The following is a 12,911-nucleotide window of genomic DNA, read 5'->3' as shown; positions in this document are numbered from 1 at the left end:
CCGGTCGAACCGGCGCCTCAATGGCAAGCGTATCTTTCGTTCTAAGCCCTCTTCACGTTTCCAAGCTCACTCAGTATGGCGATCAGTTGCGGCGCCATTTCGCGGATTTCCGTCAGGTGGATGGCGCTCAGATGCGCCATTGCCTGTTCGGCCTTTTCCGTCAGCAGCAATGTCTGGCGGCGCCGATCCGACGGGTCTGCTTCGCGCGTGATGAAACCGCCGCTCAACAGACGACCGGCAAGTTCCGTTGCGGAATGGGGAGCGATCAGCAGCCGCTCCGCAAGAAGGCCGATCGTCATGACCTCACCCTGCGGCAGCCCCTTGATGGCGAGCAGCGCCTGATGCTGCTGGGGCGGCACGCCGGCGGCCTGAGCGGCGGAGGTGCTGAAATCCATGAATTTCTTGAGGGTATGGCGAAAGACGGCAAGCGCCTCATACTCCGACTGGGTGGGTAATGTCATATTTCGCAAGCCCTTATGCTGATCGCCTCTCATTGCTCTTTAGCCCGGCTGTCCGCGAATGAACATCACAGGATATCTGACGGATCACAAATCGGTTGATTTATATCGTATTACGACATATTTGTCACGCCACTGTTTTCGTGCACGCAAGGATAAGCCGTTGACCCAAGCCTCTTCGTCTTCCAGATCAAGTCAATTCGACAGCGGTTTTCCAAGGCGGCAAGCCGGAGATTTCACCACGGACAAGCGTGTCTTGCTGCTGATCGCCATGGCATGCATCGTCGGCTCGCTCGGGGCCCTTGCCGCCTGGCTTCTGGTCAGCCTCATCCAGCTTGTCACGAATATCGTCTGGCTTGGCAGGATCAGCACGCACGAAGTCCGCTTCGCAGAAATACATCCTTCGCTTTGGATGGTGCTGGCGCCGGTCATCGGTGGCGTTGTCATCGGATTGATGGCCCGTTTCGGCTCCGAAAAAATCCGGGGGCACGGCATTCCGGAAGCAATCGAGGCCATCCTCATCGGCGGCAGCCGCATGTCTCCGAAAGTCGCGCTGCTGAAGCCGCTCTCGTCAGCCATTTCCATCGGCAGTGGCGGGCCTTTCGGCGCGGAAGGGCCCATCATCATGACGGGTGGCGCGATCGGCTCCCTCTTTGCCCAATGTTTCCATATGAGCAGCGCGGAACGCAAAACCCTGCTGGTTGCCGGAGCCGCGGCCGGCATGACGGCGATCTTCGGTTCACCGATCGCCGCTGTCATGCTCGCCGTCGAACTCCTGCTGTTCGAATGGAAACCCAGGAGCTTCATACCGGTCGCTGTCGCCGCCGCGGTTTCGATCACATGGAGACCATTTTACTTCGGTGCCGGCCCCCTGTTTCCCACGGATTTCGCCTATGACCTGCCGTGGTGGGGGCTTGCACCCTGCGTCCTGATCGGCGTTCTCGCAGGGTTGCAGTCCGGGCTGATGACCCTATTGCTCTACAAGATCGAAGACCTCTTCGAAAAACTTCCCATCCACTGGATGTGGTGGCCGGCTCTCGGCGGTCTCGCCGTCGGCCTCGGCGGCCTGACGGAGCCAAGAGCGCTCGGCGTCGGTTACGACATCATCGCCGATCTTCTCAACAACCATCTCGTCATCAAGACCGCCATCACCATTCTCCTCGTCAAGTCCGGGATCTGGCTCATCGCCCTTTCATCGGGTACATCCGGCGGCGTGCTGGCGCCACTTCTGATCCTCGGCGGATCGTTGGGTTATCTGACCGGGACATTCCTGCCCGGCGACCCCGCCCTCTGGGCATTGCTTGGCATGGCGGCCATGATGGGCGGGACCATGCGCGCACCGCTGACCGGCATCTTCTTCGCCATCGAGATCACCGGCGATCTCAGCGCCGCAATCCCCCTCATGATAGCAACCGTGGCCGCTTACTCCGTGACCGTCCTGCTGATGCGGCGCTCGATCCTGACGGAAAAGATCGCCCGGCGCGGCCAGCATATCACGCGCGAATATGCGATTGATTCCTTCGAACTGACCAGGGTGTCGGAAATCATGATCCGCAAGGTCGACACCCTGCCTGCCACGATGACGATATCTGAGGCGATTTCATTCTTTACGTCGTCACAGGAAACGCACCGGACATATCCGGTCGTGCAGCCTGAAGGAAAGCTGGTGGGGCTCGTCTCGCGGGCAGACATCCTCTCGTGGCAACAGGAGCCGCCGAATGACGAAGAGACGCTGGCCGACAAGCTGGCCGATCGTGAAGTCCCGGTTGCGCACGAACACGACCCCGTAGGGTTGGTCGCCGACCTGATGCTGAGCGCCGACACGGGCAGGATCGCCATTGTCGACCAGTCCTCGAACAGTCTCGTCGGTCTCGTTACGCGCAAGGACCTGCTGCATCTGCGCCAGGCGCAGCAGAGATCCGAGCTGGAGCGGCGACCCTTCATCCGAGCGGCACGGACAAACCGCAGCCGGCCGGCGACGACGCCCTGAAGGGCGGTCCACGTTTCCGCTTGCCGGCATGACAACCAAGAGCGCCGGTCCGCCGTTACAAGACGGACCGGCAATTTCATCGCTAGGACTTATCGGACCGCCAGAAACGATAGAGCTCCGCGACATTGCCGCTGGTCATGAGCGGCATCGCGGCTTTCAGCCGCTCCGCCGGCCAATCCCACCATTTCATCTCGAGCAACAGGGCGATGCTGTCGTCGTCGAAGCGCTTGCGGATCGTTTTTGCGGGATTGCCGCCGACGATGGCATAGGGTTCGACATCCTTCGTCACCAGCGCCCTCGTCCCGATCACCGCACCATCACCGACCGTGATGCCGGGCATGATGATGGCTTCCGAGCCTATCCAGACATCGTTACCGATGACGGTATCACCCGCCGGCAGGTAACCGTTGGCGGCATTCTCGAATTCCGGCACCTCCGGCATGAAGAAGAACGGGAAGGTGCTGATCCATTCGTTGCGATGGCCCTGATTGCCGGCCATGATGAAGGCGGCGCCCGAACCGATCGAGCAGAAGCTTCCGATCACCAGCCTGTCAGCACCTTCTTCCGGCAGCAGATAACGGGCGCAGTCCTCAAAACTGTGGCCGTGATAATAACCGGAATAATAGCTGTATTTCCCGACCACGAGGTTCGGGTTGCTGACCTGCTTGTCAAGCGTGATGCCCCGGAACGGGCTTTCGAAGTAATTTTCCATGGAGTAATCTCACTGCATATGGTCGCATTCGCTTGCCTTCAGACAAGCCGACGCCGAGCGCCAAGCCGATCGGCTTTTCGCTCGATGCTCCTCGCGTTGCGGCGGGAGCTAGATGCAGGTGATACTCGATGCTTTTATCATTCAGTCTGGTTACCGCAAAAAGAGGCGAAGGCCAAGCCGAGACATGTCTCCAGTCTCCATGGGCCTGATCGGAGAACCGCCGGCCCATAAAACAACAGCGGGGATTTCTCCCCGCTGTCCGCGTTCATTCGGCATTTTCAGTGCATCGCCCGCGCGGAGCCCGAAGCCCACGCAGCGCGATAATCACGGCCTCAGTAATGGACCGACTGGGAATCGATCGGCGTGACCTTCGGCGGAGCGAACTTCGTCAGGTCGATCCCTTCGACGGCAGAGCGATATTCCTCGATGCTCGGCGTGCGGCCGAGGATGGCCGAGAGCACCACGACAGGGGTGGAAGCGAGAAGCGATTCACCCTTCTTTTCAGCCGTATCTTCCACCACGCGGCCCTGGAACAGGCGGGTGGAGGTTGCCAGAACGGTGTCGCCCTTTTCGGCCTTTTCCTGGTTGCCCATGCACAGATTGCAGCCCGGGCGTTCGAGATAGAGAATATTCTCGTATTCCGTCCGGTTGGTGGTTTTCGGCTTCAGATCATCGAACTCGAAGCCCGAATATTTCTGCAGGATTTCCCAGTCGCCTTCCGCCTTCAGCTCATCGATGATGTTGTAGGTCGGCGCGGCGACGACGAGCGGCGCCTTGAACTCGACCTTGCCTTCGGATTTCTCGATGTTCTTCAGCATCTGGGCGACGATCTTCATATCGCCCTTGTGCACCATGCACGAGCCGACGAAACCGAGATCGACCTTCTTGGTGCCGCCGTAATAGGAGACCGGGCGGATCGTATCGTGGGTGTAGCGCCGGGACACGTCGTTGTTGTTGACGTCGGGGTCGGCGATCATCGGCTCGTCGATCACGTCAAGATCCACGACGACTTCGGCGAAATATTTCGCATTGTCATCGGGCTTCAGCGCCGGCTTTTCACCTGAGCGGATTTCGGCAATGCGCTGATCCGCCTTGGCAATCAGGCCCTTGAGCGTCTGGGCGGGGTTATCCATGCCCTTGTCGATCATGATCTGGATACGCGACTTGGCGATTTCCAGCGACTCGATCAGCGTTTCGTCCTGCGAGATGCAGATCGACGCCTTGGCCTTCATTTCGGCCGTCCAGTCGGTGAAGGTGAAGGCCTGATCGGCAAGCAGCGTGCCGATATGCACTTCGATGATGCGGCCCTGGAAGACGTTGTCGCCGTGCTGCTTCAGCATCTGCGCCTGCGTGGCGTGCACCACGTCGCGGAAGTCCATATAGGGCTGCATCGTGCCCTTGAAGGTGACCTTGACCGATTGCGGGATCGGCATCGTCGCCTCGCCCGTTGCCAGCGCGAGGGCAACGGTGCCGGAGTCAGCGCCGAAGGCAACGCCCTTGGACATGCGGGTGTGGCTGTCGCCGCCGATGATGATCGCCCAGTCATCCACGGTGATGTCGTTCAGCACCTTGTGGATCACGTCCGTCATGGAGTGATAGGCGCCCTTCGGATCGCGCGCGGTGATGACACCGAAATTGTTCATGAAGGACATGAGCTTCGGAATGTTCGCCTGCGCCTTCTTGTCCCAGACGGAGGCCGTGTGGCAGCCAGACTGGTAGGCACCATCCACCAGCGGCGAAATAACGGTGGCCGCCATCGCTTCCAGTTCCTGCGCGGTCATCAGGCCGGTCGTATCCTGCGAACCGACGATGTTGACCTTGACGCGAACGTCGGAGCCGGCATGCAGCACCTTGCCGGGCGTGACGCCGACGGCATTGCGGTTGAAAATCTTCTCGACGGCGGTGAGGCCCTGACCCTCGATCGAGATTTCCTTGTTGGGCGCGAAGACCGGAGTGGTCTCGACACCGAGCGTTTCAGCCGCGAATGTCTGGAGCTTCTTACCGAAGACGATAGCGTAGGAGCTGCCGGCCTTCATGAACTCCATCTTCTGCGGCGTGAAGGAAGAGGCGATATCCACCAGTTCCGTGCCGGCCTCGTCGCGAAGCTTGCGGTTCTTGGCGTCAATCTTGAGGACGGTGCCGGTCTCGACCGAATATTTCTGCTCGAGGATCGGGTTGCCATCGTTGTTGAGGATCGGCTTGCCGTCTTCGCCGAGCTTCTTCACCCAGTTCTTGAGGTTGATGCCGATGCCGCCCGTCACATCGACGGTGGTGGCGAAAATCGGCGAGATGCCGTTGGTGCCGGCGACGATGGGGGCGTAATTGACGAAGGGCACATAGGGGCTGGCCTGCTTGCCGGTCCACAGCGCCACGTTGTTGACGCCGGACATGCGCGACGAGCCGACGCCCATCGTGCCCTTTTCGGCGATCATCATCACCCGCTTGTCCGGATGCTGCTTTTGAAGCGCGACGATTTCCGCTTGCGCTTCCGGCGAGATCATACACTGGCCGTGCAGCTGGCGGTCCGAGCGCGAATGCGCCTGATTGCCGGGAGACAGGAGGTCGGTGGAAATATCGCCTTCGGCGGCGATGAAAGTGACGATCTTGATCTCGTCTTCGACGTCAGGAAGCTTGGTGAAGAATTCGGCCTTGGCGTAGCTTTCCAGCACGGCCTTGGCGATGGCGTTGCCGGCCTTGTAGGCGTCGCGCAGGCGGAACATGTCGGCATCGTAAAGGAAGACCTGCGTCTTCAGCACTTCGCCGGCTTCAGTGGCAATCGCAACGTCGTTGCCGAGCGCGATATCGAGCAGCACCTTGATCGACGGGCCGCCCTTCATGTGCGACAGCAGTTCCAGCGCGAAGGAAGGCGTGATCTCCGGCACGACGACTTCGCCGAGGATGATCTGCTTCAGGAAGGCCGCCTTGACCCCGGCAGCACTCGTGGTGCCCGGCAGGGTGTTATAGATGAAGAACTTCAGCGCGTCGGCGCGATGTTCACTGCCCGCATCCTTGATCAGCTCGATAATCTCGGCCGTCAGTGCGCCGTCATCGATCGGCTTGGGCGCAAGACCCTGTGGTTCTCTGCTTTTGATTTCAGCCAGGTAATCCAAGTAAAGGTTCATCGCAATCCCAACGTCAAGATGTCTATGGAGCCGGTACAGAGCGCCATTGAACGGTACTGTTGATCGGCCCGAGTTTCTATCGATTTCGAGTACGCCAACCGGGGCCGGCTGACAAGATGTCGCATTTCAGTAAAAAACTCGTAGACGGTATTTCGTGCCGATCCTGCGCTCAAGATCACGTCAGGTTGCTACACTTTTGATTGTGTCATCCCCTGCATTTCAGCCGATGGTTTTTCAGGCGGACGGATTAAGGATTCGTTAACCAAATCAGTATGAATATTAGATTATTCTAATTACCCGTTATTGGCGTAATTCCATGTTGTGCACCGACAATCGACAGCGCAGCAGCTTGGGGAGGCAGCATGAAGTTTGCAGCATCAGGCATTTTATTATCGTTTGCGGCACTGGTTCTCACACCGGTATCGGGCGTAGCGCAGGTCGCCACGACGAATTTCAACGTCCAGATCACCATTCAGGCGGCGTGCCAGATCAATTCCGCCGGCAATCTCAATTTCGGCACCAATGGCGTGATCGGCAGCAATATCGATGCGACCAGCGATATTATCGTGCAATGCACGGCCAGCACACCCTTCAGCCTCGGCCTCAGCGCCGGGGCCGGTTCGGGGGCGACGGTCGCCAGCCGTTTGATGACATCGCCTGCGGGCGCGACCATTTCCTACTCGCTTTATACGACTGCGGCACATAGCACGGTGTGGGGGAACACCGTGGGAACGGACCGGCAAACGGGAACCGGAAACGGGGCGCCGCAAACATTCACTGTCTATGGGCGCGTACCTGCCCAGACGACACCCGCGGTCGGCGTCTATACCGATACGGTGACGGCCACGCTCAACTACTGATCGCCACAGGGAGGATCGCGCATGCGTGTTTTTACCTTAGCGGCTGCGTTTTTTGCCGGTTTGAGTGTTTCACCTTCACAGGCTGCATCGCTACGGGTCGCGCCCGTGCTTCTGGATCTTAAAGCGCCCACGGCGGCCTCCAGCCTCCGCATCTGGAACGATGCGAAAACCCCGATCAACGTTCAGGTCAGGATATTCCGCTGGACCCAGCAGAATGGGCAGGACGTCTATACGGCGGCGCAGGACGTTGTCGCCAGCCCGCCGATGACGCAGCTGAAGGGAGGCGCGGAAAACCTTATCCGCATCGTCCGGCTTTCCAAGGCGCCGCTCAGGGCCGAAGAGAGTTATCGCGTCATCGTCGACGAATTGCCGCCGGCGGGAAGACCGCAATCCGGCACGGTCAATCTGGTGGTGCGCCACTCCATACCCGTTTTCTTCTCACCCGCCTCCACAGGCGATGCGGAACCGGTCTGGAAGATAACGCCGCAGGGCAATGGCTACCGGGTGTCGGTATCCAATACGGGCGCAAAGCGGATAAGGATCGCCAATCTGATGCTTTCCGGCGGCAACGGCCAGGCGATTGCCCGCCAGCAGGGGCTGGTGGGATATGTGCTTGGCGGATCCGCCGCAAGCTTCGTGGTTCCGGCAACGGGCGGCAAAAAAGGCGGCGGCACGCTGAAGATTTCGGCAGACAGCGAAGGCGGCCCCGTCAATGCGACGGCGCGCGTCTCGGGCGGCTGATCTCGCCGTTTTGACGATTGCCGCTCTGACGGTCATTTCATCGGGCAATTTCTCCGTGGCGCAGGATATTCCCCCTGCGGCGCAACCGGCCTCTTTTGCCGCAAAAGAAGCGGGACAGTTGCAGCTCGAAGTCTACATCAACGATGTTTCGACAGAACTGATCGCCACATTTCGTCAAAACGACGCCGGATCGTTTCTCATCGAGCCGGAACAGCTCACGAATATCGGGATTTCCCCGGTTGAAAGCGCTGCCGGCGATGATGGCTGGATCGATATTTCCCGGCTGCCCGACGTGGTGGCGCGTTACGATGAAGGCAGCCAGTCCATGCATTTCACCCTGCCGATGGCGGCGCGGGCGAACAGGGTGATCGACGCCTCCGGCAAGATTGCGCAGGAAGACGACGAAGAGATCAGGGAAAAGGCCACGAGCGATTTTGGAGGTCTGGTGAATTACACGATCTATGGCTCCTCCGGCGGCAACAAATGGTCGGATATCGCCGATTTCAACGGTGTCTCCGCGCTTTTGGAAAGCAGGGCCTTCGGTCCGCTCGGCGTTTTGTCCTCGTCGCAGGTTCTGAGCACATCGCGCCAGTCGGAGTTCGACACCCAGCGCCTCGATACGACCTGGAGCTATTCGGACGAGGACACATTGACGAGCTACCGGGCCGGCGATCTGATCACCGGCGGGCTGAGCTGGACGCGCCCGACACGGCTGGGCGGCCTGCAGATCCGCCGCAATTTCGATCTGCGGCCGGATATCGTCACCATGCCGATGCCGGAATTTGCCGGTTCCGCCGCCGTGCCCTCCACCGTCGATGTCTATGTCAACAATGTCCGCCGCCTGTCGCAGGATGTTCCCGAAGGCCCCTTCTCCATCACCAATCTCCCTGTCATCAGCGGCGCGGGCAATGCGCGGCTGGTGGTCAGGGATGCGCTGGGGCGCGAAACCGTGTCCGAAACGCCCTTTTATGCTTCACCGGATTTGCTGGCGCAGGGTCTCATCGATTTTTCGGCCGAGCTTGGCTTTGCCCGACGCAATTACGGAACATCGTCTTTCGATTATGACGACAAACCGCTGGGGTCTGCGACGCTGCGTTATGGTGTGTCGGACAGCCTGACGCTGGAAGGCCATGCGGAGGGCGGCGAGAATTTCTACAATATCGGCTTTGGCGGCGTCTTCACCCTTGGAGCGGAGGGATTGGCGGCGGTTTCGGGCGCATCGAGCCGCTTTGGCGCGGAAAGCGGTTATCAGCTTTCCGCAAGCGTCGAGGCGGAATTGCTGGGGGTGAAATTTCACGCGCGGTCGCAAAGGACGTTCGGCGATTATCACGATATGGCCTCTGTCTCCGCCGACCTGTCCGATATCCGCACGGTATCCGGACTGCTGAGCGCGCGGCCGCCGCGTGCCCTCGACCAGATTTCCGTTTCCACCCAGCTCGGCTTCGATGAGACCAGCCTCAATTTCTCCTATACGGAGCTCGAAACCTTCGATGAAAGACGATCCCGTCTGCTCGGCCTTTCCGCCACGCGGCCGTTCGGCGAGAACGGTAATATATTCATCACCGCCTATAAGGACCTTGAGGACAACAAATCCTACGGCATCTTCGCGGGCCTCTCGTGGTCGTTCGGCGGCGGCGTCTCCGGCTCGGCCGGCATGTCGTCGGATGCGGATGGATATTCGCTGACGGCCGAGGTCGGAAAATCCGAAGAACAGGCCGAGGGAAGTTATGGCTGGCGCCTGCGCGGCTCGACCGGCGGCAACGACATCGCCTCCGTTTCCGGCAGCTACCGCGGCAGCGCCGCGCGCGTTTCGGCCGGCGTCGATCAATTCAACCGCACGACACAGGCCTATGCGCAGATCGAAGGATCGATAGCGCTCGCCGGCGGCGATGTCTTTGTCGGCAACCGGATCGATGACGCTTTCGCCGTGGTGGATGCGGGCGCGCCCGGCGTCGATATCCTTTTGGAAAACCGCCCCATCGGCCAGACCAACCGCCGCGGCAAGATATTGCTTCCGAACCTGCGTTCCTATGACGTCAACAACATCACGCTCGACCCGAGCAATCTTCCGGTCGACGCCCGCATCGACCGGACGAAACAGACCGTAACGCCGACCGAGCGGGCGGGAGCCGTGGTCAATTTCAAGGTGGAAACCGAGGGTCAGGTGGCGCTGGTGACGCTGAAAGACGAGAGCGGCGAGTTCATCGAAACCGGATCGACCGGCAAAATCGACGGCAAGCGCGATTTCATCGTCGGTTATGACGGGCAGGCCTATCTCGACAATATCGGCGAAACCCATCGGCTCCGCATCACACAGCCGACGAAGGGCGCGTGCGAGGCGCAGATCACCGTCCCCTCTGCCGGCAAGACCCGGGCAACCCTCGAGACCATATGCAGGAGCATCCAATGAAGGTCCTGACCCGTGCCGCCCTTGCCATCGCCGCTCTCCTCTCCGCTTCACCGGCCCTGGCGCAAAGCTGCACCTTCAGCATGTCGGACATGAATTTCGGCTTCGTCAATCTCGCGAGCGGCAGCGCCGTGGACACGACGGCGACATTGTCAGTCACCTGTTCCAACCCATTGTCGCTGGCGCTTTCCATCCGCATCTGCCCCAATATCAATGCCGGAAGCGGCGGGCAGTCGGGCGGTATCCGCCGGATGCTCCAGGGCAGCAACATCCTCAATTACCAGCTTTACCAGAACTCGGCGCGGACGACCTCATGGGGATCGGTCACCCAACCCGCACTCGGCTCGCCTCCGCCAATCGATTTGGCGCTACCGCTCCTGATCAACACCACGAGCCGCACGGTCTATGGCCGGATCAACGCCGGTCAGGCCTCGGCGGCGCGCGGCCTTTATCTCTCCAGCTTTGCCGGTGCAGAAACGAGCTTCACCTATACGAGCTTTACCCTGCTCGCACCGAGCTGCTCTTCCGTAACCCAGAACCCCACGCAGGTGCCGTTCAACGTGTCGGCCGCAGTGGCGCCCACCTGCATCATCTCGGCCCAGAACATCGATTTCGGCAGTCATGGCGTGCTGAACACGGCAGTCAATGCGACCGGAGCAATCAATCTGACCTGCACCACCAATCTGAACTACAGTGTGGCGCTCAATGGCGGCCTGAGCAACAGCCCGCCGGCCGCACGCCAGATGGTGCAGGGAGGCGCATCGATTACCTATGGTCTCTATCGCGACGCGAACCGCACGAATGTCTGGGGCAGTGCGACAGGGGAGATAGCCACCGGTACCGGAACAGGCGGCCTGCAGACCTTGACGGTCTACGGACGCGTACCGGCGCAGAACACGCCGGCACCGGGAAACTACTCCGATACGGTCGTCGTGACGGTGAATTACTGAGCGCCCGAACGCATCTCCGACTTCCCAAGTTCAAGCCGCCGATCAATGCCAATGGCGGCAAGAAACGCCTCATCATGGCTGACGACCAGCAAGGCGCCGTCATAGGCCCGAAGGCCGGCTTCCACGGCCGCAATGGAATCGATATCCAGATGGTTCGTCGGCTCATCAAGGATCAGCAATTGCGGAGGCTGCGGGCCGCCCAGAACACAGGCGAGACCGGCCCTGAGCATCTGTCCGCCCGAAAGGGTTCCGACGATCTGCAGGGCGGCATCGGCACGAAACATGAAGCGCGCAAGCGCGGAGCGGCAGGCATTTTCCCCGGCCTCAGGGTTGAGCCGAAGGAAGTTGTCGCGGATGGACAGGCTGGCGTCGAGCAGACTGACCTGCTGGTCGAGAAACACGGATTTCACCCCGACATGCACCGCGCCTTCGAACAGCGGCAAGTCCCCCGTGATTACCGAAAGCAGCGTCGTTTTTCCAGACCCGTTCGGACCGGTGACGGCGACGCGCTGCGGCCCGGTGATCTCGAAGCACAGATCGCGAAGCACGGGGTGTTCGGCCCGATACCCCGCGGTCAGGTTTTGCAAGCTGAGCACGGTTCTTGTCGCATGCAGCCCGCTGGGCGGTAATGTGACGCTCACGCCCTGCAGGATTTCGATCCGCTCACGCGCCGTCTTCAGATCTTCCGTCGCCTCCGCCGCCAGACGGCTGGCCAGATTGGCATTGTCGCCGCTCGTCTTTTCGGCACGCCTCTTCATCGCACCGACAAGGATACGAGGCATGTCTCCCCTCGCCGCTTTTGCAGCCCCCCTGCTATCGCGGCGGGCCTTGCGCTCCAGGGCCTCCTGCGACCGGCGCTTGACATCGGACAGACGTTTTTCCGCATTCGCGAAGTCCTGTTCGGCGGCGGCCAGTTCCAGCGCTTTTTGTGCGCGATAGTGGCTCCAGTTGCCGCCGTAACGGGTTGCACCGAGCGTGGTCATTTCCACAATCGCATCGAGGGTTTCGAGAAGTTCCCGATCATGGCTGACGACGATCGCGCCACCGCGCCAGGCCGCCAGAAACTCGGCAACGAAAATGCGCCCGTCCCGGTCGAGATTGTTCGTCGGTTCGTCGAGGATCAGGAAATCCGGCGCGGCATGGATTTGAGCCGCAAGGGCGGCCCGCGTGCGCTGTCCGCCGGAAAGTGCCGAAAGCGGCGTGGAGGGCAAGGCGTCCAGCCCGACCTGCGCGAGCGCCCCGGCAATTTTTTCCTCCAGCATCCAGTCGACATCATCGAGTTCTTCAAGAGTTGCCCTTCCCGCCTGAGCACGGGCAAGGACATCAAGCGCCTCGCGCGCCTCAAACAGGTCGGCGACGGTCTCGTCGGACACGATCTGCACGCTCTGGCGCAGAAGAGTGACTTTGCCCGGGACGGACACCGTGCCAGCGTTCGGCGACAGTTCGCCGGCGATCAGTTTAAGAAGCGTCGTTTTGCCGACGCCGTTGCGCCCGACAAGGCCGGTGCGTTCCTGCCCGAAGCGAAGATTGATGTCGGAAAAGAGCGGATGACCGTCAGGTGTCGACCACGAGAGGTCCGAGAGGGTGATGGAATGCGGCATGGATATGGGTTCCCCTGATGACAAGGCGTTGCGGCTTTGTGATCGGGTTGAAATCCATGGTTCACCGTCC

At 60.5% G+C, this 12,911-nt stretch carries 9 protein-coding genes; 5 read left to right on the top strand and 4 right to left on the bottom strand.

The genetic code is table 11. From position 1 onward, the window contains the following. Nucleotides 1-41: 41 nt before the first annotated feature. Complete coding sequence (locus AC5YUO_RS24905; protein ID WP_496155667.1) at nucleotides 42-461, bottom strand: MarR family winged helix-turn-helix transcriptional regulator; 420 nt, start codon at nucleotides 459-461, stop codon at nucleotides 42-44. Between the two features lie 160 nt (nucleotides 462-621). On the opposite strand from AC5YUO_RS24905, the gene AC5YUO_RS24900 reads away from it, so the two are divergent. Then, nucleotides 622-2,448, top strand: a complete 1,827-nt coding sequence (locus AC5YUO_RS24900; protein WP_496155666.1) for a chloride channel protein — start codon at nucleotides 622-624, stop codon at nucleotides 2,446-2,448. 82 nt (nucleotides 2,449-2,530) lie between these two features. Here the strand turns inward: AC5YUO_RS24900 and catB are convergent, their stop codons facing one another. Next, complete coding sequence (catB, locus tag AC5YUO_RS24895) at nucleotides 2,531-3,160, bottom strand: type B chloramphenicol O-acetyltransferase (protein WP_496155665.1); 630 nt, start codon at nucleotides 3,158-3,160, stop codon at nucleotides 2,531-2,533. A gap of 332 nt (nucleotides 3,161-3,492) precedes the next feature. Then, nucleotides 3,493-6,282 carry a bifunctional aconitate hydratase 2/2-methylisocitrate dehydratase gene (locus AC5YUO_RS24890; protein ID WP_496155664.1) on the bottom strand — a complete coding sequence of 930 codons (2,790 nt, stop codon included), beginning with the start codon at nucleotides 6,280-6,282 and terminating at the stop codon, nucleotides 3,493-3,495. A 362-nt stretch (nucleotides 6,283-6,644) separates the two neighbouring features. Here AC5YUO_RS24890 and AC5YUO_RS24885 point away from each other — a divergent pair, with 362 nt between their 5' ends. Genes AC5YUO_RS24885 through AC5YUO_RS24870 form a run of 4 tightly spaced genes read left to right on the top strand, consistent with a single transcriptional unit; the run spans nucleotide 6,645 to nucleotide 11,240 of the window. Then, the gene (locus AC5YUO_RS24885; RefSeq protein ID WP_496155663.1) at nucleotides 6,645-7,142 is read left to right on the top strand and encodes a Csu type fimbrial protein; all 498 of its coding nucleotides are present in this window, start codon (nucleotides 6,645-6,647) and stop codon (nucleotides 7,140-7,142) included. A 21-nt stretch (nucleotides 7,143-7,163) separates the two neighbouring features. Next, a complete protein-coding gene (locus AC5YUO_RS24880) occupies nucleotides 7,164-7,883 on the top strand; it encodes a fimbrial biogenesis chaperone (protein ID WP_496155662.1) in 720 nt (239 codons plus the stop codon). Then, entirely contained in the window at nucleotides 7,855-10,293 is a 2,439-nt protein-coding gene (locus tag AC5YUO_RS24875; protein WP_496155661.1) for a fimbria/pilus outer membrane usher protein, read from the top strand. The genes AC5YUO_RS24880 and AC5YUO_RS24875 overlap by 29 nt, the downstream gene beginning before the upstream one ends. Continuing rightward, complete coding sequence (locus AC5YUO_RS24870; RefSeq protein WP_496155660.1) at nucleotides 10,290-11,240, top strand: Csu type fimbrial protein; 951 nt, start codon at nucleotides 10,290-10,292, stop codon at nucleotides 11,238-11,240. The genes AC5YUO_RS24875 and AC5YUO_RS24870 overlap by 4 nt, the downstream gene beginning before the upstream one ends. Here the strand turns inward: AC5YUO_RS24870 and AC5YUO_RS24865 are convergent. Then, complete coding sequence (locus tag AC5YUO_RS24865; RefSeq protein ID WP_496155659.1) at nucleotides 11,234-12,841, bottom strand: ABC-F family ATP-binding cassette domain-containing protein; 1,608 nt, start codon at nucleotides 12,839-12,841, stop codon at nucleotides 11,234-11,236. The genes AC5YUO_RS24870 and AC5YUO_RS24865 overlap by 7 nt on opposite strands. Nucleotides 12,842-12,911: the final 70 nt, after the last annotated feature.

Source organism: Agrobacterium sp. LEGMi-208b (assembly GCF_059511785.1).
The sequence above is the reverse complement of the archived record's forward strand: the minus strand, read 5'-3'. Positions and strand labels throughout refer to the sequence as shown.

Excerpts from the sequence above, each read along its gene's own strand:
- AC5YUO_RS24870 (WP_496155660.1), top strand. The coding sequence starts at position 10,290 with ATGAAGGTCCTGACCCGTGCCGCCCTTGCCATCGCCGCTCTCCTCTCC.
- AC5YUO_RS24905 (WP_496155667.1), bottom strand. The coding sequence starts at position 461 with ATGACATTACCCACCCAGTCGGAGTATGAGGCGCTTGCCGTCTTTCGC.
- AC5YUO_RS24875 (WP_496155661.1), top strand. The coding sequence starts at position 7,855 with ATGCGACGGCGCGCGTCTCGGGCGGCTGATCTCGCCGTTTTGACGATT.
- AC5YUO_RS24865 (WP_496155659.1), bottom strand. The coding sequence starts at position 12,841 with ATGCCGCATTCCATCACCCTCTCGGACCTCTCGTGGTCGACACCTGAC.
- AC5YUO_RS24890 (WP_496155664.1), bottom strand. The coding sequence starts at position 6,282 with ATGAACCTTTACTTGGATTACCTGGCTGAAATCAAAAGCAGAGAACCA.
- AC5YUO_RS24885 (WP_496155663.1), top strand. The coding sequence starts at position 6,645 with ATGAAGTTTGCAGCATCAGGCATTTTATTATCGTTTGCGGCACTGGTT.
- catB (WP_496155665.1), bottom strand. The coding sequence starts at position 3,160 with ATGGAAAATTACTTCGAAAGCCCGTTCCGGGGCATCACGCTTGACAAG.
- AC5YUO_RS24880 (WP_496155662.1), top strand. The coding sequence starts at position 7,164 with ATGCGTGTTTTTACCTTAGCGGCTGCGTTTTTTGCCGGTTTGAGTGTT.